The 19,133-nt window shown below is 73.5% G+C and carries 17 protein-coding genes, 1 tRNA gene and 1 pseudogene; 14 read left to right on the top strand and 5 right to left on the bottom strand.

Going from position 1 to position 19,133, the window contains the following annotated elements:
• The first annotated feature begins 90 nt into the window (after positions 1–90).
• Positions 91–1,542 (top strand): hypothetical protein, encoded by a 1,452-nt coding sequence (locus ACZ7JA_RS05265; RefSeq protein ID WP_389299113.1) that lies wholly within the window; start codon positions 91–93, stop codon positions 1,540–1,542.
• Between the two features lie 93 nt (positions 1,543–1,635).
• Here ACZ7JA_RS05265 and ACZ7JA_RS05260 read toward each other — a convergent pair whose 3' ends face one another.
• Positions 1,636–2,232 carry a histidine phosphatase family protein gene (locus tag ACZ7JA_RS05260; protein WP_351665150.1) on the bottom strand — a complete coding sequence of 199 codons (597 nt, stop codon included), beginning with the start codon at positions 2,230–2,232 and terminating at the stop codon, positions 1,636–1,638.
• A gap of 212 nt (positions 2,233–2,444) precedes the next feature.
• Here ACZ7JA_RS05260 and ACZ7JA_RS05255 point away from each other — a divergent pair, with 212 nt between their 5' ends.
• From ACZ7JA_RS05255 to ACZ7JA_RS05225, 7 genes are all read left to right on the top strand, one after another.
• Entirely contained in the window at positions 2,445–3,389 is a 945-nt protein-coding gene (locus ACZ7JA_RS05255; RefSeq protein WP_351665151.1) for a phosphatase PAP2 family protein, read from the top strand.
• Positions 3,286–4,482, top strand: coding sequence for a hypothetical protein (locus ACZ7JA_RS05250; protein WP_470807254.1), 1,197 nt, complete (start codon positions 3,286–3,288; stop codon positions 4,480–4,482). Before ACZ7JA_RS05255 ends, ACZ7JA_RS05250 begins: the two co-directional genes overlap by 104 nt.
• Entirely contained in the window at positions 4,473–6,071 is a 1,599-nt protein-coding gene (locus tag ACZ7JA_RS05245; protein ID WP_450744191.1) for a hypothetical protein, read from the top strand. Before ACZ7JA_RS05250 ends, ACZ7JA_RS05245 begins: the two co-directional genes overlap by 10 nt.
• Complete coding sequence (locus ACZ7JA_RS05240) at positions 6,068–7,405, top strand: AAA family ATPase (protein ID WP_470807253.1); 1,338 nt, start codon at positions 6,068–6,070, stop codon at positions 7,403–7,405. Before ACZ7JA_RS05245 ends, ACZ7JA_RS05240 begins: the two co-directional genes overlap by 4 nt.
• 290 nt (positions 7,406–7,695) lie before the next feature.
• Complete coding sequence (locus ACZ7JA_RS05235; protein ID WP_389446528.1) at positions 7,696–8,067, top strand: hypothetical protein; 372 nt, start codon at positions 7,696–7,698, stop codon at positions 8,065–8,067.
• Between the two features lie 114 nt (positions 8,068–8,181).
• Complete coding sequence (locus ACZ7JA_RS05230; protein ID WP_351665156.1) at positions 8,182–8,754, top strand: bifunctional DNA primase/polymerase; 573 nt, start codon at positions 8,182–8,184, stop codon at positions 8,752–8,754.
• A tRNA-Lys gene (locus ACZ7JA_RS05225) sits at positions 8,745–8,818 on the top strand. Before ACZ7JA_RS05230 ends, ACZ7JA_RS05225 begins: the two co-directional genes overlap by 10 nt.
• A 77-nt stretch (positions 8,819–8,895) precedes the next feature.
• Here ACZ7JA_RS05225 and ACZ7JA_RS05220 read toward each other — a convergent pair.
• Complete coding sequence (locus tag ACZ7JA_RS05220; RefSeq protein WP_389299913.1) at positions 8,896–10,119, bottom strand: M6 family metalloprotease domain-containing protein; 1,224 nt, start codon at positions 10,117–10,119, stop codon at positions 8,896–8,898.
• A gap of 366 nt (positions 10,120–10,485) precedes the next feature.
• Between ACZ7JA_RS05220 and ACZ7JA_RS05215 the strand changes: the two genes are divergently transcribed.
• Entirely contained in the window at positions 10,486–12,300 is a 1,815-nt protein-coding gene (locus ACZ7JA_RS05215) for a putative bifunctional diguanylate cyclase/phosphodiesterase (protein WP_389299093.1), read from the top strand.
• Here the strand turns inward: ACZ7JA_RS05215 and ACZ7JA_RS05210 are convergent.
• From ACZ7JA_RS05210 to ACZ7JA_RS05200, 3 genes and pseudogenes are all read right to left on the bottom strand, one after another.
• Positions 12,279–13,367 carry an LLM class flavin-dependent oxidoreductase gene (locus ACZ7JA_RS05210; protein WP_351665158.1) on the bottom strand — a complete coding sequence of 363 codons (1,089 nt, stop codon included), beginning with the start codon at positions 13,365–13,367 and terminating at the stop codon, positions 12,279–12,281. The genes ACZ7JA_RS05215 and ACZ7JA_RS05210 overlap by 22 nt on opposite strands.
• A 109-nt stretch (positions 13,368–13,476) precedes the next feature.
• Entirely contained in the window at positions 13,477–14,208 is a 732-nt protein-coding gene (locus tag ACZ7JA_RS05205) for a maleate cis-trans isomerase family protein (RefSeq protein WP_470807252.1), read from the bottom strand.
• A pseudogene (locus ACZ7JA_RS05200) lies at positions 14,205–14,367 on the bottom strand (maleate cis-trans isomerase family protein); the annotation flags it as partial. The pseudogene ACZ7JA_RS05200 and the gene ACZ7JA_RS05205, both read right to left, overlap by 4 nt.
• 259 nt (positions 14,368–14,626) lie before the next feature.
• On the opposite strand from ACZ7JA_RS05200, the gene ACZ7JA_RS05195 reads away from it, so the two are divergent.
• From ACZ7JA_RS05195 to ehuA, 5 genes are all read left to right on the top strand, one after another.
• Positions 14,627–15,580 carry a D-2-hydroxyacid dehydrogenase gene (locus tag ACZ7JA_RS05195; protein ID WP_351665160.1) on the top strand — a complete coding sequence of 318 codons (954 nt, stop codon included), beginning with the start codon at positions 14,627–14,629 and terminating at the stop codon, positions 15,578–15,580.
• 311 nt (positions 15,581–15,891) lie between these two features.
• The gene (gene ehuB / locus ACZ7JA_RS05190) at positions 15,892–16,818 is read left to right on the top strand and encodes an ectoine/hydroxyectoine ABC transporter substrate-binding protein EhuB (RefSeq protein ID WP_470807251.1); all 927 of its coding nucleotides are present in this window, start codon (positions 15,892–15,894) and stop codon (positions 16,816–16,818) included.
• Positions 16,815–17,534, top strand: a complete 720-nt coding sequence (gene ehuC, locus ACZ7JA_RS05185; protein ID WP_351665162.1) for an ectoine/hydroxyectoine ABC transporter permease subunit EhuC — start codon at positions 16,815–16,817, stop codon at positions 17,532–17,534. Before ehuB ends, ehuC begins: the two co-directional genes overlap by 4 nt.
• Positions 17,531–18,181: an ectoine/hydroxyectoine ABC transporter permease subunit EhuD gene (ehuD, locus tag ACZ7JA_RS05180; protein ID WP_351665163.1), complete on the top strand. Its 651-nt coding sequence runs from the start codon at positions 17,531–17,533 to the stop codon at positions 18,179–18,181. Before ehuC ends, ehuD begins: the two co-directional genes overlap by 4 nt.
• Positions 18,171–18,968 carry an ectoine/hydroxyectoine ABC transporter ATP-binding protein EhuA gene (gene ehuA, locus ACZ7JA_RS05175; RefSeq protein ID WP_470807250.1) on the top strand — a complete coding sequence of 266 codons (798 nt, stop codon included), beginning with the start codon at positions 18,171–18,173 and terminating at the stop codon, positions 18,966–18,968. Before ehuD ends, ehuA begins: the two co-directional genes overlap by 11 nt.
• Positions 18,969–19,133: the final 165 nt, after the last annotated feature.

The raw sequence follows: 19,133 nt of genomic DNA, 5'->3' as shown, positions 1-19,133 counted from the left end.
TCGCCGGAACCAGGGTGTCACATGGACAACTCAGCCCGAATCCACCCCGGATCCGGCATGGTTCGACGGTTCGCACGAGAGGACCCGGCCATGGCGTCGTCAACGGAGACCTCGTCACAGTCCGAACGGCCCGCACGGCCGAACCTCGCCTTCCGGCAGTTGCGCGGCCGGCACTCGCCGGCCGAGTTCGCCGCGCTGGTGCGGCGGGCCGCGCGCGAGATCGGCGAGCGGGTGAGCTGTGACGCGCGCTACGTCGGCAGGGTCGAGGCGGGTGAGATCCGCTGCCCCAACTACGCGTACGAACGGGTGTTCCTGCACATGTTCCCCGGCCGCACGCTCACCGACCTCGGCTTCGCGCCGCGCTCGTCCGTCCGCGGGCGCGCGGCGCGGACGGCCACCGGGGCGCCCTTGGCGTTCGCTGTCACTGAGACGCGAGGGGCCCGTGAGCCGTATGACACGCAGGACCCGTACGACCCGCACGAGCCGTACGAGAACGACCCCCTGAACCACGAGGAGAGCGACGTGCTGCGTCGCGCATTCATGACCGGCGGAGGCGCCACCGTGGCCGCCGCCACGCTGGGCCCGCTGGGGCTCACCATCGACGCGACGGCGGCGGCCCGTCCGCAGCGCCGCGTCGGCACCCCCGAGGCGGCCGCCCTGGAAGAGGCCGTCCGCCGCATCCGGCTGCTGGACGACCGGCACGGCGCGGACGGCCTGTACCAGCGCGCGGCCGCACCGCTGCGTGCCGCCTACGCGCTCCTGGACGCCGGCGCGACCCGGCAGACGACCGCCGAGAGACTGCACTCGGGCGCCGGTGAACTGGCCATCTCGGTGGGCTGGCTGGCCCATGACTCCGGCCGCTTCGACGACGCCCGCTCGCACTACGCCGAAGCGCTGGCCACCGCCCGGATGACCGGGGACCCGGCCCTGGAGGCGCACGCCTTCTGCAACACCGCGTTCCTGGCCCGCGACGCCGGCCGCCCCCGGGAGGCGGTACGCGCCGCGCAGGCCGCGCGCCGGGCCGCCGCTCCCCTGGGCTCGCCCCGGCTGCTGTCGCTGCTCGCGCTGCGCGAGGCGGGCGGCTGGGCGGGGCTCGCCGACCGCACCGGCTGCGCGCAGGCGCTGGCCCGGGCGCAGGCCCTCTTCGAGCGGGGCCACTCGGACGCCGACCCCGAGTGGATGAGCTTCTACGGAGAGGCCGAGCTCGAGGGCCTGGAGGCGCAGTGCTGGTCGACGCTCGGCGACTGGCGGCGCGCGTCCCGGCACGCCCGCCGGGCGGCCCACCTGCAGGACCCGCACTTCACCCGCAACATCGCGCTCTACACCGCCGAACTGGCCGACGACCTGGCCCGCGAGGGCCGGCCCGACGAGGCGGCCGCGGCCGGCCTGCGCGTCCTGGACCTGCTGACCCAGGTCCAGTCCTCCCGCATCCAGACCATGCTGGCGGGCACGGCCCGGGTCCTGCTCCCCCACCGCCGTGCCTCGGGTGTCTCCGACTTCCTGGACCGCCATGCCTCGACCCCGAGAGCGGGCCGGGCGTAGGCGAGGCGGCCGGCCCCGGACCGCGGCACGCGCGCGTCCCGGTGACTCAGGTGCCTGGGGTGACCCGGTCCCCGGCAGGGGCGCCGCGCACCGTCACCCCGCCAGATGCCCCGAGTCGTTCCAGCTCTCGATGGCCGGCTCCCCGTAGGCCCACCCCAGCACCGACAGCGAGGTCGGATTGAGCCGTATCCGCCCCGCGAAGGCCAGCGGCAGCCCCAGCCAGCGCGCGCCGATGGACCGCAGGATGTGCCCGTGCGCGAACACCAGCACGTCCCGGTCCGCCGACCGCGCCCACGCCACCACCTCGTCCGCGCGCGCGGTGACCTCGGCGAGGCTCTCCCCCTCGGGCACCCCGTCGCGCCAGATCAGCCACCCGGGCCGGACGGCCTGGATCTCGGCGGGGGTCATGCCCTCGTAGGCGCCGTAGTCCCACTCCATGAGCGCGTCCCAGACGGCCGCGCGCTCACCGAACCCGGCCAGTTCGCACGTCTCACGCGCGCGTACCAGCGGGCTGGTCCGCACCTCGGCGGCCGGCAGCCCGTCCAGCGGGGCGCGGTGCAGCCGCTCGCCGAGCAGCTTGGCCCCGCGCCGCCCCTCCTCCAGCAGCGGTACGTCGGTCCTGCCGGTGTGCTTGCCGGACAGCGACCATTCCGTCTGTCCGTGCCGGGCCAGCAGGATGCGCGGTGCCATGGGAGACCTTTCGGGGACGTGCTGAACGGATCTTGGGCATCTTGAGCGGAAGACGCGGTACTCCCATCATCGCTCAGCCCAGGCAGGGGCAACCCGGCGGGCGATGCCGGCGTCTTTGAGGGCTGAAGCGCCCGCGTGGCCGTGATGCGGACACCGTAAAGTGGCACGGCCGCCGCCGGGGCGCGCCGCAGCAGAAGGGGGAGGGCGATCGGATGCCGCAGACCGACACACCGGGCACCGAGGTGACCCAGCGGGCCCGGCTGCGGTGGTGGACCGAGCTGCCCCTGATCCTGCTGGTCTACGGCTGCTACTCGGCCGGCCGCCTGCTCGCCCGCGGCGACGTCTCCTCCGCCGTCGACCACGGCCTGGCGATCCTGCGCGTCGAGAAGGCCCTGTACCTGAACGCCGAGCACCCGCTCAACCGGCTGTTCACACGCGAGCCGTGGCTCGGCATACCCGCCGACTTCTGGTACGCCTCACTGCACTACGTCGTCACGCCGGCCATCCTCGTCTGGCTGTTCCGGGCCCGTACCGAGCACTACCGGGCGGCCCGGACCTGGCTGATGTCGTCCACGTTCATCGGTCTGATCGGCTTCACCCTGCTGCCCACCTGCCCGCCCCGGCTGCTCTCCCCGGGCTACGGCTTCGTCGACACGATGGCCCACTACAGCTCGTACGGCTGGTGGGGCGGCGAGGCCAGCGCGCCGCGCGGCATGGGCGGCATGACCAACCAGTACGCGGCGATGCCGAGTCTGCACGTCGGCTGGGCCCTGTGGTGCGGGGTCATGCTGTGGCGGTACGGGGGCACGCGCCTCACCAGGATCCTCGCCGTCGCCTACCCCCTGCTGACCGCCGTGGTGGTCATGGGCACCGCCAACCACTACTTCCTCGACGCGGTCGCGGGCGTCGCCGTGATGGGCGTGGGCCTGCTGCTGGCGCCGCGGGTGACGCGGGGCGCGGACCTGCTCCGGGCCCGCCTGGCCGCCCGGGCGCCCCGGCCGACGACGGCCACCGGTTCCCCGGTTGTCAGTGGCGGATGCCAGACTTCCGCGGGTGAGCGAATTCCACGGCAGCGCGAGTCGCAGCCCGCTTCCGCCGCCGAGCCGGACGCCTCCCCCCGCGACGCGGGAGAAGGGGCTCCGGCAGCGGCTCGCTGAGCTGCGCGGTCCCGACGTACCGGCCAAGGCCCTGGACGCGCGCGCCCTCGCGGCGCTGGCCGCGAACCCGGGGTGCCGCAGGCGGGCGATCCTGGACGGCGCCGGGGTGGACAAGGCGGCGCTCGCGGCGAGGCTGGGCGCGCCGTCCGGGTTCGGCCAGTCGCAGTTCGCGCTGACCCGGGGCAACGCGTTCGAGGCGAAGGTGAAGGCCGACGGCGGCGCGGAGCTGCTGCGGCTGGTCCACTCGCGGCTCGACCCGGGCGCCGAACCGCCCGCCGGGGCCTCGGTCCCCGACCTGTCCGCGCACGGCCCCGAGGGGCGCACGGCTCGTACGGCGCTGGCCCTGCGCGAGGCCGTGGTCGCGGGCGGCTGGACGCTGCTGGACCATCCGATGCTGGCGCTGGACGTGGCGGGCTCGCTCGCCTTCCTGGAGCCGGACGCGGTGGTGGTGCACCCGGACGGGAGCTGGACGGTCGTGGAGATCAAGTCCTTCCCGATGCTGGACGGCTCGGCCGACCCGGCGAAGGTCGGCGCCGCCGCCCGGCAGTCGGCGGTGTACGTGCTGGCCCTGGAGGACGTCGCCGCACGGCTCGACCCGGCCCCGGCGGTGCGGCACCGGGTGCTGCTGGTCTGCCCCAGGGACTTCTCCAACCTGCCCACCGCGTCCGCCGTCGACGTGCGCAAGCAGCGCGCGGTCACCGCACGGCAGCTCGCCCGGCTCACCCGCGTCGAGGACATCGCGGGCGCCCTGCCCGAGGGCACCTGCTTCGCTCCGGACCGGCCCGCCGAGGAGCTGACGGCGGCCGTCGAGTCGGTCCCGGCCGCGTACGCGCCGGAGTGCCTGTCCGCCTGCGAACTGGCCTTCCACTGCCGCGGCCGGTCCCGCGCGGACGGCGCCGTGACCAGCCTCGGCCGCCCGCTGCGGGCCGAACTCGGCGGTCTGACCACGGTCGAGGACGTCCTCGCGGCGGCCCGCGGCGAGAGCGGCGACCCGGACGATCCGGCGGTCGCCGCCCTGCGCCGGGCGGCCGCCCTGCGCGCGGAGGCGCTCGCCCAGGCGGCCGGCCGGGAGGTGGCGGCCCCGTGTCGCTGATCGCCACCCTGGCCCGCCTCGAGGCCGTCAGCACCGGCCGCGCCCAGCCGGCGGCGACCGTCCGGCACCGCCGGCTGTCCGACCGCCCCCTGGTGTTCGTGCCGCTCACCACCGCCGGTGAGGCCGGCGCCCCGCTGGGCGCGCTGGTCGGCACCGACCGGGACGCGCCGCGGCTGCTGGTCGTGCCGCAGCCGCGCGACCGCGACCTGCGCTTCGCGTTCCTCGCCGAACTCGCCGATGTGGTCCTGCCGTACCTCGACTCCTACGCGCAGGACGTCGAGGCGGCCGAGCGCACGGAGACCGACCCGGAGACCGGCAAGCGGGTCAAGGTCGAGGTCGAGCTGTGCGCCGACGCGCCCCAGCTCGTCGTGCCCAGCCGGGCGGGCGTGGACTTCGTACGGCTGCTGGGCCGTTCCATGCGGTTCCGGCGTACCGCCGAGCAGGATCCGGAGGCGCCCCACCCGGCGCCGCCCCGGGTCCCGCTGCTCGGCCGCTGGCTGACCCACTACGGGGAGCGGGCCCGGGTGCCCGGCTCGTCCCTGCTCCTGGCGCTCACCGAGGTGCTGGCCCGGCACTGGGCGACCGGTCAGTCCAGCCTGGAGGACCAGCACCTGGGCGCCCTGCTCGCCTGGATCGACCCGCCCGACGGCGGCACCGGCGCGCAGGCCGCCCAGTGGGCCGAGCTGGCCCGGGACGGCGAGGGACAGCTCCGGTGCCCGCCGGCCGGCCCGGCCACCGACCCGGCGTTCGACAACAAGCTGCTGGCCCCGGCCATCGAGCGCTACGACCGGGCGCGGACCGCGCTCGCCGCCGCCGAGGACGCCGTGGAGGCCGACGACCGGCTGGCCGCGCTCGCCGCGGCCGAGCAGCGGGTCCGTGATCTGGTGGAGAGCCGCGTCCGGCCCACCTGGGACTCGGTGTGGCGGGGCCTGGACCTGCTGCGGGCGCTGCCGGAGGGCGCGCACGTCGAGGAGCGGTGGACGCGGGACCGCTGGTCGTTCACCGGCCACCGCGACCGGGTGCTGGCCGGCGAGCCCCCGCAGCCGCGCCGGGACGACGCGGTGACCGCGGCGAACAAACTGGCCACGCGCGAGCGCGAGCAGGCCAGGCTGGAGGCCCAGGAGGCGCTGGACGACCCGCTGGTGATGGCCGGGCGGCGGCTGGCCGGGGAGGCCTTCGCGGGCGAGGTCACCGACGCCGTCATGGCGTACAGCGAGGGCAAGCGGCCCAGCCCGCGCCCGCTGGTGACGGTCCGCACGGACGACCGCCCGCATCTGGCGGAGCGCGCGAAGGTGTACCGCTCGCTGGGCGGCAAGCCGCAGGCGGCCGAGTTCGTCGGCTACGAGGGCGCCCCGGAGGACGGGGTGCTCGTCCTGCGCATCGTGGACAGGATGGGCCGGGGCAAGGAGCCCGAGCCGGGTTCGGTGCCGGAGAAGGGCGACGCGGTCTGCTTCACGCTGTTCGAGCACGAGCAGCGCGGCGGCGCGAAGCTGCCCGACCCTGAGGAGACCCCGTGGACGCACGGCGGGCCGCCGGGCGAGGCGGCGCCCGAGGCGCCCGACACCGTGACCGAGGAGGACGTGCTGTGACGACCGTCGACTTCGACCCCGGAGCCGCGGCGGCACGGGCCACGGAGGCGATCCTGCACGACACCCTGCACGGCGCCGAGCGGGGCGTGGTCGTCGACTCCCCGCCGGGCGCGGGCAAGTCCACCCTGGTGGTCCGCGCGGCCCTCGAACTCGCCGCCGCGGGGCGTCCGCTGATGGTGGTCGCGCAGACCAACGCGCAGGTGGACGACCTGGTGCTGCGGCTCGCCGAGAAGGATCCCGACCTGCCCGTGGGCCGGCTGCACAGCAGCGACGCCGACCCGTACGACAAGGCGCTGGACGACCTGCCGCGGGTTCGCACGTCGGCGAAGGCGGCCGATCTGAACGGCCTGCCGGTCGTCGTCTCCACCGCCGCGAAGTGGGCGCACGTCAAGATGGACGAGCCGTGGCGGCACGCGATCGTCGACGAGGCGTACCAGATGCGGTCGGACTCGCTGCTGGCCGTGGCGGGCCTGTTCGAGCGGGCGCTGTTCGTGGGCGACCCGGGGCAGCTCGACCCGTTCTCGATCGTGGGCGGCGAGCAGTGGGCGGGCCTGTCGTACGACCCGTCGGCCTCGGCGGTCACCACTCTGCTGGCCCACAACCCGCAGCTTCCGCAGCACCGGCTGCCGGTGTCCTGGCGGCTGCCGGCGTCGGCGGCCCCGCTGGTCTCGGCCGCCTTCTACCCGTACACCCCGTTCCGCAGCGGAACCGGCCACGGCGACCGCCGGCTGACGTTCGCGGTCCCCTCCGACGGCTCCGGTCCCGACCGGGTGATCGACGAGGCGGCCGCGTCCGGCTGGGGCCTGCTCGAACTGCCCGCCCGCCACACCCCGCGCACGGACCCGGAGGCCGTACGGGCGGTCGCGGCGGTCGTACGGCGCCTGCTGGACCGGGGCGGCGCCGCCGTCTCCGAACGCTCACCGGACGCGACCCCGCTGACCGCCGGCCGCGTCGCCGTCGGCACGGCCCACCGCGACCAGGCCGCGGCGGTCCGCGCGGCCCTGGCCGACCTCGGCGTGCCGGACGTCACGGTGGACACCGCCAACCGCCTCCAGGGCAGGGAGTACGACGTCACGGTCGTCCTGCATCCGCTGTCCGGCCGCCCCGACGCCACGGCCTTCCACCTGGAGACCGGCCGCCTGTGCGTGCTGGCCTCCCGCCACCGCCACGCCTGCGTCGTGGTGTGCCGCGCGGGCGTCGGCGACCTCCTGGACGACTATCCGTCCACGGAACCGGTGCAGCTGGGCACGCTGGTCAAGTTTCCGGATGGATGGGAGGCGAACCACGCGGTGCTGGCCCATCTGGCCGAACACCGGGTGGAATGGCGCCCGTGACCGCCACGCGGCTCGCCCCGCCCACCCGCCGGACGGAGTCCGGCACGCCGCCGCAGGCGGCCGACCCACACAGCCCGGATGGATGGGAGGCGAACCACGCGGTTCTGGCCCATCTGGCCGAACACCGGGTGGAATGGCGCCCGTGACCGCGCCCTCGCGTGGCGGGCCGGGAACACGGTCCGCTCGGCGGCCCGGGACCGTTCGCCGAGGGCCTCTTGCGGGGGCGCGGGACAATGGACGGTGGGCCGCACGAAGGCGGTGCCGAACCGACCGTACGGAGGAGACGAGACATGGCGGAGCCCACGCCGCGCAGGAACCAACCGCGGCTACGCCCCGCGCCCCTGCTCTTCGAGCCCGCGGAGGCGGCCACCGATCCCGAGCACTTCTTCGACCTGGAGTCGGTCGAGGACCCGCGGGAGCTGCTGGCGCGGGCGACGGAGCTGACCCAGGCGTTCCGCGCGGCGGCCGACCGGGCCATGGAGTTCCAGGCCGTGGCCGCGGCCCAGCTCGCCGACCCGCGCCGGTTCGACCGGCTCACCCCGGCGGACATCGCCGAGCGCGCGGAGTGGACCGAGGACTACGCCAAGAAGATGGTCGAGTTCGGCCGTGATCTGATGCGCGGGGCCGACACCGAGGGCCGGCCGTCCGTCGACCCGATCTGATCAACTCCGTCCGGCATATGCCAGGCGGGCAAGATACTCCCCTCCGCCCTCTCCCGTCCCGGATTTCCGCAACTCAGGAGAACCGCGCACTCACGGCCGGTACATCTGGGAGGCATGAGCAGCACGCCGAACGTCACCTGTGCCACGGCCGACGGAGCCTCCTGGCTCGCCTCGGCGGGAACGTACCCGCGCAGCACGCTCGCCCTCTGGCGTGAGCGTCCGGACGCCCCGCTGGTGCTGCCCTGCGGCACCGTGTTCGACGTGGTGAGCGCCCCCGCGATCTTCGGGCGCCGGATGCTGGACCGGCTGTGGGACGAGGGGCCGGGCTCCGGGCCGGTGGCGGTGTTCCGGGGCCGCATGCTGCTGTTCACCGCTCCTGGCACCGCCCAGCGCCTGCCCTCCCTGCTGACCTGGGAGGAGTGGGGGTCCAACCGCACCGCGGCGGTCCCGCCGCTGCTCTGCCACGGCACCGGGGACGCGGTGACCGTCCCGGCTCTGAGCGGCGGCGACTCCGCCTCCGGCGGGTCCCGCTGGCTGGTGGCGCCGGACACCCGTCATCCCTGGCTGCCGGGCCCCGAGGTACTCCTCTGGGCGGCGGTACGGGCGGCCCGCGCGGCGGTGCGGATATCGATTTTTCCTCCCGCCGACCATGATGCTAATGTCTACGACGTCAGCAGGCGCCGCTAGCTCAGTTGGTTAGAGCAGCTGACTCTTAATCAGCGGGTCCGGGGTTCGAGTCCCTGGCGGCGCACGATGACGATGGCGAGGAGTGTTCGCGTGAAGCGCGAACCACCTCGCCATCTCTGTTTCGCGCCGCTCCACCGCGCATCAGCCGACCAGCCCCGGTGTGATCTTCACCGTCCAGGCCCCGGACGCGGTCCGCTCCTCCACCTCGACCTTCACGCCCTCGCCGGGCACCGTGAAGCTCTCGCCCAGGGCGACGGGGGCGTCGGCCAGGGGCGGGTAGACCGAGTTCTCCCAGCAGGCCTCGGTGCCGGGATGGGCGTCCACCACCTCGATCGGCCCGCCGCCCGACGCCTCACCGCTGCGCACGCGGTACACCAGGACCCCCTGCCGGCAGGCCGCCCGGTCGTTCCCGGCCGGGCCGCGCGCCTCGAACGCGAGCGCGCTGTCCGGGCCGGTGCGCACCACCGCCAGCTTGGTGCCGTGGCCGAGGCCGAACGCCGGCGCGCCCCCGGCGCCCGCCGAGCCGGAGCCGGCGGCCCCGGGACCGGCGGTCAGCGGCTCCAGGGTCAGCCGGGTCGGACCCGTACCCCGTACGCACGCCACCTGGCGCGGGTCCAGCCAGCCCAGCTTCCACTTGTGCCAGGCGAACAGATCAGGGGCGAGTCCGAACTGGCTGCCCATCAGGTCCCAGTCGCCGACGTAGGTGTCCCAGTCGCCCTTCCCGTCGACGGGACGGTGGTAGAGGTCGGGCAGGTCGAAGACGTGCCCGGTCTCGTGGGCCAGTACCAGGCGGTCCGGCGGGTGCTTCTCGAACACGGTGACGACCCGGCGGACGTCGGTGCCGTCGACCCGCATCGGGGTCGCGAGGTTGACCACCTTCGTCGCGTCCGAGTCGACCCCGGGGGCGTCCGGATCGGCGACGAGGTAGACCACGTCGTAGCGGGAGAAGTCCACCTCGCCGTCGGCCGCCGCGAAGGCGTCGCGCAGGTAGGCGGCCCGGTCGGCGGCGCTCCAGTCACGCCTTATGGCGTACGCGGTCGACGGCCGCGGCATGCGCAGCCAGTGCTTCAGCGGGTGCGGGCGCAGGGTGAACCTGCCGTAGGACGCCTGCTCGTAGAAGCGGCTGGTGGCGGGGAAGTGGTCGGCGGCCAGCTCCTCGGGCGTGGTGTCCGGGCGGGCGTCCGGGAAGGACAGGAAGATCATGACGGCGTCGAGGGTGCCGGCCGGCCGGGGATAGGCCGTGTTCCAGGTGTCCAGGCCCTCCGAGTGGTGGGCCTCGGTCCGGTGCAGCGCGCAGGGGGTCGTCGAGAAGGGCTCGGCGACCGACGGGCCGGTCAGGATCGAGGTGGCGGCGAGCGCCGACATCGTGGTGGCCACGGCGGCGGTGCTGCGCAGCTTGGGCACGGAAATGACCTCCGGAGGCGGTTCACGGGGACACCGAATCCAGAGTGTGGGAGTTTCTTGCGATTCGTCCTGTTTGCCTGAACCAGAAGGGTGAGTGCGCCCGTTTGCGCGGCGCGCGCACCGGCGGTCGACACCCCGAAACACTCACGGAACGTCACAACTGGTCGAGGGGCCTAAGAACCCGTCCAGGTGCGGGCAGAAACGATCTGTCAGAACCTGTGGTCTGTCCGGGACACTGACAAGCGGCTGGAAGGCCCGAGAGCCAGCCTCTATGATCGGCACACTTTCCGGCACGGACCGAGATCGAGTGCACTGCGGGAGCGAGCGGTGAGCGGAACGTCCGAAGGGCCGACGCCCGCGGCAGACCTCGACCGGTCAGCCGTCACAGACAGTGATCACACCATCTACCACCGTGTCTTCACGGCCGCCCCGCTGTCCATGGCAGTCGTCGACCCCGAGGGCCTCGTCGTCAGCGCCAACGCCGCCCTCGGCGAACTCCTCGGCACCGATCCCCGCTCGCTGGCCGGGCGGGCCGCCGCCGACCTGATGGACCTGGCCTCGGACACCCGCACCTGGCACGCCTACCGCGAGGTCCTGTGCGGCCGGCAGGCGAAGCTGCGCTGCACCCGCCGGATCAAGCACCCCGAGGGACACTCGGTGTGGGTGCGGGTCACCGTGACCCCGCTGGCGGACGGCGGACCGGGGGCGCTGGTCTCGGCCACCGACATCAGCGCCCGCCGTGAACTGCAGTCCCGCCTGCGGCACTTGGAGATGCACGACCCGGTGACCCGGCTGCCCAACCGCACCCTGTTCTTCGAGCGCCTGACGGCCGCGCTCGAGACGGAGGCCTACGAGCGCGGCGGCACCGGCCGGATCGGCCTGTGCTACCTGGACATCGACGGCTTCAAGGCCGTCAACGACACCCTCGGCCACCGGGTGGGCGACCGGCTGCTCGCGGCGGTCGCCGAACGCCTGACCCGGGTCGCCGACGAGGCCGGCCACGCCCGCGCGGGCACCCCGCTGGTGGCGCGGCTCGGCGGGGACGAATTCGCCCTGCTGGTCGAGGACTCCACCGGCACCGAGCAGGTCGCCGATCTCGCCGAGTCCGCACTGAAGGCGCTGGAGGAGCCGTTCGACCTTGCCGGGCAGCGGCTGTCGCTGACCGCCTCCATCGGCGTCGTCGAGCGGCACGCGGCCGGCACGACCGCGACCGGTCTGATGCAGGCGGCCGACACGACGCTGTACTGGGCGAAGGCGGACGGCAAGGGCCGCTGGACCCTGTTCGACCCCGAGCGCAACGCGCACCGCATGACCCGCCAGGCCCTCTCCTCCACCCTGCGCCCCGCCATCGAACGCGGTGAATTCGCCCTGGAGTACCAGCCGTTGGTGGGCATGGAGGACGGACGGCTCAGCGGCGTCGAGGCGCTGGTCCGCTGGCACCACCCGCAGTTCGGCACGCTGACGCCGAATCGGTTCATCGCACTGGCCGAGGAGGACGGCTCGATCGTGCAGCTCGGCCGCTGGGCCCTGGCCACCGCCTGCCGGCAGGCCCGCCGCTGGCAGCTCGACCACCCGGACGAGCCGCCGATCTTCGTCAGCGTGAACGTGGCCGTGCGCCAGGTGTGGGACTCCGACCTGGTGGCGGACGTGGCGCAGACCCTCGCCGAGACCGGGCTCGACCCGCACCTGCTCCAGCTGGAGCTGACCGAGTCGGCCGTGATGGGCTCGGCCGGCCGGCCGCTGCAGACCCTTCAGGCGCTCAGCGACATGGGCGTGCGCATCGCCATCGACGACTTCGGCACCGGCTACTCCAACCTGGCGTATCTGAGCCGGCTGCCGGTGAAGGTCCTGAAGCTGGACGGCTCCTTCGTGCGCGGCTTCCAGTACGAGGAGGCGGCCACGGGGGCGACGCAGGCGCCGCCCAACCCGGCCGACGAGGTGATCGTGGAGGCGATGATCCAGCTCGCCCACCGGCTCGGCCTGACCGTCACCGCCGAGTGCGTGGAGACCTCGGCCCAGGCCACCCGGCTGCGCCGGATCGGCTGCGACACCGGACAGGGCTGGCTGTACTCCCGTCCGGTGCCGCCGGACCGCATCTCCGAGCTGCTGGGGACGCAGGACTACGCGGTGGGCAAGCCGTAGGCGTCGGCGATCAGTTCGTAGGAGCGCAGCCGCAGGTCGCCGCGGTGGGCGTGCGTGGTGAGCATCAGCTCGTCGGCGCCGGTGCGCTTGTGCAGGTCGTCGAGGCCGGTGCGGACCTCGTCGGCGGTGCCGTGCACGATGTTGCCGGCCCAGGAGGCCACGAAGTCCTCCTCCATCGGACTGAACTCGTAGCTCTCGGCCTCGTCCGGGTCGGGGAAGAGACCGGGCCGGCCGGTGCGCAGCCGGATCATGTTCAGCGCGGTCGCGCGCACCTGCCGGCGGGCCTCCCGCTCGTCGTCGGCGGCGAGCGCGGAGACGCCGATGACGGCGTACGGCCGGTCGAGGAGCTCGGAGGGCCGGAAGGTCTGCCGGTAGAGGTCGAGCGCCGGGATGGTGTTCTGCGCGGAGAAGTGGTGGGCGAAGGCGAAGGGCAGTCCGAGCATTCCGGCGAGGCGGGCGCTGAAGCCGGAGGAGCCCAGCAGCCAGACGGGCGGGCGGTGCGCGGACTGCACGCCGCCGGGGGTGCTGCCCTGCACGGGGCCGGGGATCGCGTGGATCCGCCGGTAGGGGTGGCCGTCGGGGAAGTCGTCGTCCAGGAAGCGGATGAGCTCGGCGAGCTGCTGCGGGAAGTCGTCGGCGCCCTCGTTCAGGCCGTCGGTGCGGCGCAGCGCGGCGGCGGTGGCGCCGTCCGTGCCGGGGGCGCGGCCGAGGCCCAGGTCGACCCGCCCGGGGGCCATCGCCTCCAGCGTGCCGAACTGCTCGGCGATCACCAGGGGCGCGTGGTTGGGCAGCATGACGCCGCCCGAGCCGAGCCGGATGCGGTCGGTGTGGGCGGCGAGGTGGGCGAGGATCACCGCGGGCGAGGAGGAGGCGACGCCGGGCATGGAGTGGTGTTCCGCCACCCAGTACCGGTGGAAGCCGCGGGACTCCGCGAACCGGGACAGCTCCACGCTGGTGCGCAGCGCCTCGGTGGCGGTGCTGCCCGCGCCCACGGTCACCAGGTCCAGTACGGAGAGGGGGACGGGGGCGGTGCCGTGCGTCGTGCCCCGGATCTCGTCTGCCGACACGGTGTGTGCCTCCTGTTTCTGGGCCGTGAGCTGTCCAGCGTGGGCCAACAGGAGGCTGTCCCCGTTTATTCCGGGGCCCCGTCCCGGCCCCGCCCCTTCCCGCCCCCGGTCAGGCCTGGACGATCGGCTCGCGGGTGAACAGTGTGCCCAGCTCGGGGGCGTTCACCCGGCGGTCGGCCAGCCGCAGCGCCTCCCACACGGTCACCTGGTTGGCGGTGAGCACCGGCTTGGACAGGGACTTCTCCAGCAGACCGAGGTGGGCGACCGTGCGCAGCGCGGTGTCCGGCAGCAGCACGGCCTCGGCGTCGGCCACGTCCGCGGCCCGGGCCAGCGTGAGCACCTCCTCCTCGCCCCAGCCGCCCGCCTCGGCCGCCGTGACGATCCCCGACGACCGGGTCGCGACCACCTCCAGTCCCCCGGCCCGCAGGAAGTCCGTGAACAGCGCGGCCACCTCCTCCGGGTAGGTCGTGCCCACGGCCACCCGCCGCACGCCGATCTCGCGGGCCGCGTGCACGAAGGCGAAGGACGTCGAGGAGGCGGGCATCCCTGCCATCATGGCCAGCGACCGCACCTGGTCCTGGGCGCCGTCCCAGCCGTGCACGAAGCTGCCGCTGGTGCAGGCCCACACCACCGTCTCGGCGCCGGACAGCCGCAGCCGCTCCATGCCGTCGGCGAGCCGCTCGGGCGATCCCAGCGCGCGCAGGGCGTCGACGCGGAGGACGTCCTCCGCCATGTCCGTGTGCACCAGGTCCACCCGGATGTCGCTGCCCAGGAGCTGCTCGATGCGCGGGTAGTCGTCCTCTCCGGAGTGGCCCGAGTAGAGGAATCCGAGTGCTGTCATGTCAGCCCTTCTCCGTGTTCCTGTGTCTCTTCCGGCAGTGCGGGCCGGTCACGCGCGGCCTCGTCGAGCGGCGCCTGACAGGTCCCCCATGGCTCGGGTACCCAGTCGGCGCAGCGCCGCCCACATCGTGACCTGGTTGGCCGAGAGCAGGGGGGTGCGAGCACCCCGCGGGCCGTCACCGCGACGCCGTCCGGCCGGGCGGGATCCGGGTTCACCTCGACCGGCACGAGCGGTCCGGGTCGGATGCGGCCGACACCGGTCCGGCGCCCGGCGCCACCGCCGGGGAGACGTCCGCGGCACACCCGCCTCACGCGGGGAGATGAGGGCAACGCTCGGTGGCCACGCCCGTGTTGACGAAGGTGGGCCCTGGTGCGAGCGTGGTCGAACCGCGCATGTCGGACGCTCGGAGCCGCCCCCTATGACGTCGACCCTCCCCACCCTGCTCGTGCTGGACGCCGACCCGCCGCCCCGGCTCGGCCGGCTGACCGGCCGCGCCCGGATCGAGCACACGGACGCGGCCGGCCTCGCGGACCTGCTGCCGGGCGCGGACGTGCTGCTGGTGTGGGACTTCACCTCGCACGCGGTGCGCGGGGCCTGGCCCGGCGAGGGGCCGCGGCCGCGCTGGGTGCACACGGCGAGCGCCGGGGTGGATCATCTGATGTGCCCGGAGCTGGCCGCGTCGGACACCGTGGTGACCAACGCGCGCGGGATCTTCGACCAGCCGGTCGCGGAGTACGTGGCCGCGCTGGTGCTGGCGGTCGCCAAGGACCTGCCGCGCACCCTGGAGCTGCAGCGGGAGCGGACCTGGCGGCACCGGGAGACCCGCCGGGTGGCGGGCACGCGCGCCTGCGTCGTCGGTTCGGGGCCGATCGGCCGGGCGATCGCGCGCACCCTGAAGGCGCTGGACGTGACCACGGCCCTGGTCGGCCGGGTGCCGCGCACCGGCGTGCACGGGCCCGGCGACCTCGACCGGCTGATCGCCCGCGCCGACTGGGTGATCGCCGCCGCGCCGCTGACCGGGCAGACGCGCGGCATGTTCGACGCGCACCGGTTCGGCGTGATGCAGCCCTCGGCGGTCTTCGTGAACGTCGGCCGCGGGCAGCTCGTCGACGAGGACGCCCTCGCGGAGGCGCTGCGCAGGCGCTGGATCGCGGGCGCCGCGCTGGACGTCTTCGCCGCCGAGCCGTTGCCCGGGGACAGTCCGCTGTGGGGTCTTCCCGGACTGGTCGTCTCCCCGCACATGAGCGGCGACACGGTCGGCTGGCGGGACGAACTGGGACTGCAGTTCGTGGAGTTGTACGAGCGGTGGGCGGCGGGCAGGCCGCTGCAGAACGTGGTCGACAAGAAACGCGGATACGTGCCCGGCCACTGACCCGGCGCCGGAGGACGCGAAACGCCACGAGCCGCCGGGAATCCGGGGGGACCGTGGGGTGCTCCGGTGGGGGTTCGGTGGAGGCGAAGGGCAGGACGGGGGCGGAGATCCCGTCGCGCGCGTACGCGGCGCAGTGGGCGTCGTCCGCCAGGGGCGGTGCCTCCCCACACCGCCGCGCAGGTCAGGGGCGCGCGGTCGTCCAGCGGGCGTGACGTGCGGCGCGCGCCCCGCAGGAGCGGCGAGGCGGTGGCGCGTCGTTCGGCCGAAAACCGGGTCGCATGGGACGGATGCGTCTGGGTAGCCGCGCCGCCATGGCTCCACCACTTGGGAAAGACGCGCACATATTCCGGTCAAAACACAGACACAGCAGGCGTTCGTTGCTCACGGGCGTCGCGGCGATCGGCGCGGTGGGCGCGCTCGGCGCCACCGGCTGCACACGAGTGGCCTCGGCGTCGGACGAGAACGGCGGCGAACTGCTCGACCGGTTGCGGGCGCAGGGCGTCGTACGTCTCGGGATCGCCGGCGAGATCCCCTTCGGGTACATCGACCGCAACGGTCATCTCACCGGCGAGGCGCCCGAGCTGGCGAAGGTGATCTTCAAGCGGCTCGGAGTGGACCGGGTGCAGCCGGTGCCGACGGAGTTCGGCTCGCTGATCCCCGGTCTCAACTCCCAGCAGTTCGACGTCGTCGCCGCCGGCATGTACGTCAATCCCGAGCGGTGCGAGCAGGTGATCTTCGCCGACCCGGATTACCAGATGCTGGATTCGTTCATCGTCCGCAAGGGGAACCCGAAGGGGTTGCACTCCTACCGGGACGTGGTGGAGAAGAAGGCGAGGTTCGCCACCGGCACCGGATACGCCGAGATCGCGTACGCGGTGGAGGCCGGTTACAAGGAGAGCGACATCCTGATCGTCCCCGACCAGGTGGCCGGGCTGAACGCCGTGGAGGCCGGGCGGGTCGACGTCTTCGCCGGCACGGCGCTCACCACCCGCGAGGTGGTGAGGAAGTCGAGCAAGGCGGAGGCGACCAAGCCGTTCGCCCCGCTGGTCAAGGGCAAGCCGCACGTCGACGGCGGCGCGTTCGCGTTCCGGCCGACCGAGACGAGGCTGCGCGACGCCTTCAACGCCGAGCTGCGCCAGCTGAAGCGGAGCGGGGAGCTGCTGCGCGTCCTGCGGCCCTTCGGCTTCTCCGAGGCGGAGATGACGGACCTCACCGCGAAGGAGCTGTGCGGCGGATGACCTCAGGCCTCTGGGATCTGGTACTGAAAGGCATATGGGTCACCGTCCAGCTGCTGGTGTTCAGCGCGCTGCTGGCCACCGCGGTGTCCTTCGTCGTCGGCATCGCGCGCACCCACCGGCTGTGGATCGTGCGCTTCCTCGCCGGCTTCTACACCGAGGTGTTCCGCGGTACGTCGGCCCTCGTGATGATCTTCTGGGTGTTCTTCGTGCTGCCCGTCGCCTTCGGCTGGCAGCTCGTCCCCATGTGGGCGGGCACGCTGGCGCTCGGGCTGACGTACGGCGCGTACGGCTCGGAGATCGTGCGCGGCGCGCTGAACGCGGTCGACCCGGCGCAGAAGGAGGGCGGTGTCGCGCTCGGCTTCACGCCCTGGCAGCGACTGCGGCTGATCGTCCTGCCGCAGGCGGTGCCGGAGATGATCCCCTCGTTCTGCAACCTGCTGATCGAGCTGCTCAAGGGCACCGCGCTGGTGTCGGTGATGGGCATGGGCGATCTGACGTTCAGCGCCAACCTGGTGCGGCTCGCGCTGCAGCAGAGCGCGGAGATCTACACGTACGTGCTGCTGATCTACTTCGCGATCGCCTTCGTGCTCACCCGGCTGATGCGCGGTCTCGAGAAGCGGCTGAAGGCCGGGGTCGGCAAGGCCCCGGGGACGGAGTCGGCGGCGCGTGAGCTGAAGCGGGCGCAGACGACCGGTGTCGGCGGGGGTGTCGCATGAAGTGGGACTGGAACGCCGTCGGCGACTTCATGCCGGACTTCTGGCACGGGCTGCTGGTCAGCCTGCAGGCCCTGGCCCTCGGCTCGCTGCTCTCCTTCACCCTGGGCCTGGTGTGGACGCTGCTGATGCGCGCGCCCTCCCGGTGGGTGCGCTGGCCGGTCGGGGTGGTCACGGAGTTCGTGCGCAACACCCCGCTGCTGGTCCAGCTGTTCTTCCTGTTCTACGTGCTGCCCGAGTGGGGCCTCACCTTCTCGGCGCTGGCCACCGGCGTCTTCGCGATCGGGCTGCACTACTCGACGTACACGATGCAGGTCTACCGGGCCGGCATCGAGGCGGTGCCCGTCGGCCAGTGGGAGGCGGCGACGGCGCTGAACCTGCCGCGGCGGCGCACCTGGACCGCGGTGATCCTGCCGCAGGCGATCCGCCGGGTGGTCCCCGCCCTCGGCAACTACGTGATCTCCATGCTGAAGGACACGCCGATGCTGATGGTGATCACCGTGCTGGAGATGCTCGGCCGGGCCCGGCTCTTCTCCCAGCAGCACTTCCAGTTCACCGAGCCGCTCACCGTGATCGGTGTGGCCTTCATCCTCATTTCCTACCTGGCCTCCCTTCTCCTGCGAGCCCTGGAGCGACGTCTTGTCCGCTGACACTCCCCTGACGAAAGAGCCCGACGCGAACGCCGGCCCCCTAACGGCCGGGCGTGAGCTGATCCGGCTGGAGGAGGTCACCAAGCGGTTCGGGACGAACACCGTGCTCGACCGGCTGAACTTCTCCGTCGACCCCGGCAAGCACGTGACGCTGATCGGCCCCTCCGGGTCCGGCAAGACCACGATCCTGCGGCTGCTGATGACCCTCACCAAGCCGGACGAGGGCACCATCACCGTGGACGGGGAGCGCCTGTTCCCGGCCCCGGAGAAGCAGGTCCGCGAGGCCCGCAAGAAGATCGGGATGGTGTTCCAGCAGTTCAACCTGTTCCCGAACATGACCGTGCTGCGCAACCTCACCGAGGCGCCGGTGCAGGTGCTCGGCATGTCCAAGGACGAGGCCGAGGCACGCGCCCGGGAACTGCTGGAGCTGGTGGGGCTCGCCGACAAGTGCGACGCGCGGCCGACCATGCTCTCCGGCGGTCAGCAGCAGCGGGTTGCCATCGCCCGGGCGCTGGCGATGCGGCCGCGGGTGCTGCTGCTGGACGAGGTGACCTCGGCGCTGGACCCGGAGCTGGTCGCGGGCGTGCTCGACCTGCTCCGGGACATCGCCCGCAGCACGGACATCACGATGCTCTGCGTGACCCACGAGATGAACTTCGCCCGGGACATCTCCGACCAGGTGCTCATGTTCGACTCCGGCCGGGTGATCGAGGCGGGGCCGCCGGAGCAGATCTTCGGCGATCCGGAGCAGGAGCGCACCCGGGAATTCCTCAGCGCGGTGCTGTGACCACCCGCCGTGAAAACGGCAACAGCCGAGGTCCCGGCGCTGGGCGATGACCCTGGCATATGCCAGAGGGCCTGAGGCCCAGTTGGGAGGGGCGTGCCGGCGGCAGAATCTCGCCAACACCCTCTCCCCGCCGGGCCTTTGCCCGTTATCGTGGTATCGATCCGA

It is taken from the genome of Streptomyces sp. NPDC038135 (assembly GCF_055601245.1).
The sequence above is the reverse complement of the archived record's forward strand: the minus strand, read 5'-3'. Positions and strand labels throughout refer to the sequence as shown.

What these genes read in the sequence shown, in the direction of transcription:
- ACZ7JA_RS05265 (WP_389299113.1), top strand. Translation starts at nt 91, where the DNA reads ATGGCGTCGTCAACGGAGACCTCGTCACAGTCCGAACGGCCCGCACGG.
- ACZ7JA_RS05260 (WP_351665150.1), bottom strand. Translation starts at nt 2,232, where the DNA reads ATGGCACCGCGCATCCTGCTGGCCCGGCACGGACAGACGGAATGGTCG.
- ACZ7JA_RS05255 (WP_351665151.1), top strand. Translation starts at nt 2,445, where the DNA reads ATGCCGCAGACCGACACACCGGGCACCGAGGTGACCCAGCGGGCCCGG.
- ACZ7JA_RS05235 (WP_389446528.1), top strand. Translation starts at nt 7,696, where the DNA reads ATGGCGGAGCCCACGCCGCGCAGGAACCAACCGCGGCTACGCCCCGCG.
- ACZ7JA_RS05230 (WP_351665156.1), top strand. Translation starts at nt 8,182, where the DNA reads ATGAGCAGCACGCCGAACGTCACCTGTGCCACGGCCGACGGAGCCTCC.
- ACZ7JA_RS05220 (WP_389299913.1), bottom strand. Translation starts at nt 10,119, where the DNA reads ATGTCGGCGCTCGCCGCCACCTCGATCCTGACCGGCCCGTCGGTCGCC.
- ACZ7JA_RS05205 (WP_470807252.1), bottom strand. Translation starts at nt 14,208, where the DNA reads ATGACAGCACTCGGATTCCTCTACTCGGGCCACTCCGGAGAGGACGAC.
- ACZ7JA_RS05195 (WP_351665160.1), top strand. Translation starts at nt 14,627, where the DNA reads ATGACGTCGACCCTCCCCACCCTGCTCGTGCTGGACGCCGACCCGCCG.
- ehuB (WP_470807251.1), top strand. Translation starts at nt 15,892, where the DNA reads ATGGCTCCACCACTTGGGAAAGACGCGCACATATTCCGGTCAAAACAC.
- ehuC (WP_351665162.1), top strand. Translation starts at nt 16,815, where the DNA reads ATGACCTCAGGCCTCTGGGATCTGGTACTGAAAGGCATATGGGTCACC.
- ehuD (WP_351665163.1), top strand. Translation starts at nt 17,531, where the DNA reads ATGAAGTGGGACTGGAACGCCGTCGGCGACTTCATGCCGGACTTCTGG.